The organism is Microbacterium sp. Leaf351 (genome assembly GCF_001423825.1).
Classification (GTDB): domain Bacteria; phylum Actinomycetota; class Actinomycetes; order Actinomycetales; family Microbacteriaceae; genus Microbacterium; species Microbacterium ginsengisoli.
The window spans coordinates 14,335-17,391 of record NZ_LMPK01000038.1 but is presented as its reverse complement, the minus strand read 5'-3'; the positions used below and the strand labels follow the sequence as shown (position 1 = coordinate 17,391).

Here is a 3,057-nt window from a genome sequence, read left to right as displayed (position 1 = left end):
GGGGAACACGTCGTTCGACGACTGCGAGGCGTTGACGTGATCGTTCGGGTGCACGGGGGAGCCGAGTCGCGCCGTCGCGAGGGTGGCCAGCACCTCGTTCATGTTCATGTTCGACGAGGTGCCGGAGCCGGTCTGGTAGGTGTCGACGGGGAACTGGTCGTCGTGGGCGCCGGTGATGACGTCGTCGGCCGCCGCGGCGATCGCGTCGGCGATTCCCGCGTCGAGGGTGCCGAGCTCCTTGTTCGCGAGCGCGGCCGCCTTCTTGATGCGGGCGAGGGCGGCGATCTGCGCGGACTCGAGGCCGGTTCCCGAGATCGGGAAGTTCTCGACGGCGCGCTGCGTCTGTGCGCCGTAGAGCGCCGCGATGGGTACGCGCACCTCCCCCATGGTGTCGTGCTCGATGCGGTACTCGGTCTCGGTCACAGCGTTGTCCCTTCCCAGTGCGGTGTGTGCGGTCAGTTCGTCTCGCCGCCGACGACCACGACGGGCACGGCGGTTCCTTCGGCGAGACGGTAGTTGGCGCCGACGATCGCGAGAGTGCCGGCGGCGACGGCGGTGGAGATGAGCTCGGAGGACTGCAGCAGCGCGTGCACGGTGTTGCGCAGGTGCTCTCGGCCGACGTGCTCGGGGTCGGCGTGCGCGGCCGGAACGTGCTCGGCGCGCATCACTGTGCGCACGGCCGGCACGATGGGCGCGATCTGGTGCCAGATGTGCGTCGGCAGCTCCGGGGCGTCCTCGCCGGTGGAGTCGATCGCGGCCTGCACGGCGCCGCAGGCGTCGTGGGCGAGCACGACGATGAGGGGAACGTTGAGCGCGGCGACCGCGTACTCGAGGCTGCCGACGACGGAGTCGGAGATCACCTGGCCGGCATTGCGCACGACGAACAGGTCGCCGAGCCCTTCGTCGAAGATGATCTCCGCCGCGAGGCGCGAGTCGGCGCAGCCGAAGAGGGCGGCCCGCGGGCGCTGCGCGGCGGCGAGCTCGTGGCGGCGCTCGACATCTTGACGCGGATGCTGCGGCGCGCCCGTCACGAAGCGGGCGTTGCCCTCGAGCATCTGGTTCCAGATGGTGAGCGGAGCGGTGTCGGTCATTGCGCGGCTTCCCGGAGTGTGCGGATCTGTGCAGTGAGGTTCTGTGCGAGCTCGGCGGTCTGCGCCGCGGTCGCAGTGCCGTAGAGGAGGATCGTGTCCTTGCCCGCCGATGTCGCGAGCGCGTACGACACGTTCCCGGCCTTGCTCGGATCGGAGATGTCGTATCGCGTCCAGTCGATGCCGTCGATCGCGAGCGTTCCGTCGGAGGCGGCGCCCGACAGGGTGCGCACCACCCATCCCGAGTCGGCGTCGAACCCCTGGGCGGCACGCAGGTAGCCGGCGGAGTCCGGCACGTAGACGATCGTCCACGCGCTGACGCTGTCGCCCTCGACCTGAGCCTGGTTCACCGCCCAGCCGGTGGGGGTGGCGGGTGCGATGACCGCACGGTTCATGCTGGCCGAGAGGCTCTGCGCGAGGGCGGCCACGTCGGGCGCGGGCGTCGCGGCGAGCTGTCCGCGGGGCACGGCGAGCACGACGACCACGACGATCGCCATCGTGGCGAGCAGGGCGGCGAGGAGGTTCCGGAACGTCTTGCTCGACCGGTAGGCCCGCGACGACTCGGCCTTGCGGTCGGCGGTCTCCTGCGGGGTCTCGGGGCGGCCGAGCTCGGCGACGATGCGCTCGGTCATCAGCTCTCGTCGCCTTCGGCGGTGGACCGTGCCGCGTCGAGGCGCCGCTTGGCCCCGCGCAGCCACTCTTCGCAGCGGGCGGCGAGCGCCTCGCCGCGTTCCCACAATGCGAGGGAGTGCTCGAGAGTGGGGGCGCCCTGTTCGAGCTCCGCGACCACCCGCACCAGTTCGTCGCGCGCCTGCTCGAACGAGAGTTCGGCGACGTCAGACGGGCGCGCGTCCGAGTCGGTCATGCCCACCATCCTAATCTCCGGCGGTCGCCGCCGACGGCCCCTCGGCGAGCTCGCCCTCGCTGCGCGCGGCGAGCGAGCCGCGTCCGACGGTGACGACCAGGGCGCTCCCCGTGGGGGCGTCGGCGGCGTCGCGCAGCACGCGCCCGTCGGGGTGGTAGGCGATCGCGTAGCCGCGCGCGAGTGTCGCGCCGGGGGAGAGCGCGCGCAGCGCGGCGCGCAGTTCCGCGCTCTGGCGAGCCGCGGCATCCCATCGTCTGTCGACGGTGTCGCGACCGCGCGCGGTCAGCAGCACGAGCTCGTGCACCCGCGGGTCGAGCAGGGCGTCGGGCGTGCGGAGGACGGGACGCGAGCGCAGCTGCTCGAGCTGGGCGATGTCGTGCTGCACGCGCTGGGTCAGCCGCAGCGTCGCGCGGGCGCGCAGCTGCTGCACGATGGCGCGCTGCTCGCCGACGTCGGGCACGACGCGCTTGGCGGCATCCGTCGGCGTCGAGGCGCGCAGGTCCGCGACATCGTCGAGGATCGGATGATCGTTCTCGTGCCCGATCGCACTGACGACGGGGGTGGATGCCGCGGCCACCGCGCGCACGAGGCGTTCGTCGCTGAATCCCAGAAGGTGCAGCGGGTCGCCGCCGCCGCGGGCGATGACGATGACGTCGACGTCCGGGTCGGCGTCGAGCAGCTCCAGGGCGGCGACGATCTCGCCGACGCTGCGCTCGCCCTGCACCGCTGCGTGCTCGACGCGGAACCGCACGCCCGGCCAGCGCAGCTCGGCGTTGCGGAGCACGTCCTTCTCGGCGTCGGAGCGCTCGCCGGTGATGAGGCCGATGCGCTGGGGCAGGAACGGCAGCGGCCGCTTGCGGGACGCGTCGAACAATCCCTCGGCGTAGAGGGCGGCGCGCAGGCGCTCGATCCGCTCGAACTGGTCACCGAGACCGAGCGGATGCATCGCCGAGACGATGACGCTGAAGTCACCCGACTTGACGAAGTAGTCCGCCTTCACCGACGCGACGACGTGGTCGCCGACCTTCAGATCGTCGGCGAGACGGCTGCGGACGCTTCCCCAGATGCGGAACGCGATGCTGGCGTCGGAGTCGGGATCGGTCA

General features: G+C 71.9%; 5 protein-coding genes. All 5 read right to left on the bottom strand.

Annotation, left to right across the window (positions count from 1 at the left end; all coding sequences use genetic code 11):
- A partial coding sequence (locus ASG00_RS18575) for a lyase family protein (protein ID WP_268772198.1) occupies positions 1–423 on the bottom strand: 423 nt, incomplete at its 3' end.
- A 32-nt stretch (positions 424–455) separates the two neighbouring features.
- Positions 456–1,091, bottom strand: a complete 636-nt coding sequence (locus tag ASG00_RS12825) for a carbonic anhydrase (protein ID WP_045248687.1) — start codon at positions 1,089–1,091, stop codon at positions 456–458.
- On the bottom strand, positions 1,088–1,720 hold the full coding sequence (locus ASG00_RS12820) for a DUF4245 family protein (RefSeq protein ID WP_056210084.1): 633 nt from the start codon (positions 1,718–1,720) through the stop codon (positions 1,088–1,090). The genes ASG00_RS12825 and ASG00_RS12820 overlap by 4 nt, the downstream gene beginning before the upstream one ends.
- Positions 1,720–1,953 carry an exodeoxyribonuclease VII small subunit gene (locus ASG00_RS12815; protein ID WP_045248689.1) on the bottom strand — a complete coding sequence of 78 codons (234 nt, stop codon included), beginning with the start codon at positions 1,951–1,953 and terminating at the stop codon, positions 1,720–1,722. The genes ASG00_RS12820 and ASG00_RS12815 overlap by 1 nt, the downstream gene beginning before the upstream one ends.
- Before the next feature lie 10 nt (positions 1,954–1,963).
- A partial coding sequence (gene xseA / locus ASG00_RS12810) for an exodeoxyribonuclease VII large subunit (protein ID WP_235559591.1) occupies positions 1,964–3,057 on the bottom strand: 1,094 nt, incomplete at its 5' end.

Excerpts from the sequence above, each read along its gene's own strand:
- ASG00_RS12825 (WP_045248687.1), bottom strand. The coding sequence starts at position 1,091 with ATGACCGACACCGCTCCGCTCACCATCTGGAACCAGATGCTCGAGGGC.
- ASG00_RS12820 (WP_056210084.1), bottom strand. The coding sequence starts at position 1,720 with ATGACCGAGCGCATCGTCGCCGAGCTCGGCCGCCCCGAGACCCCGCAG.
- ASG00_RS12815 (WP_045248689.1), bottom strand. The coding sequence starts at position 1,953 with ATGACCGACTCGGACGCGCGCCCGTCTGACGTCGCCGAACTCTCGTTC.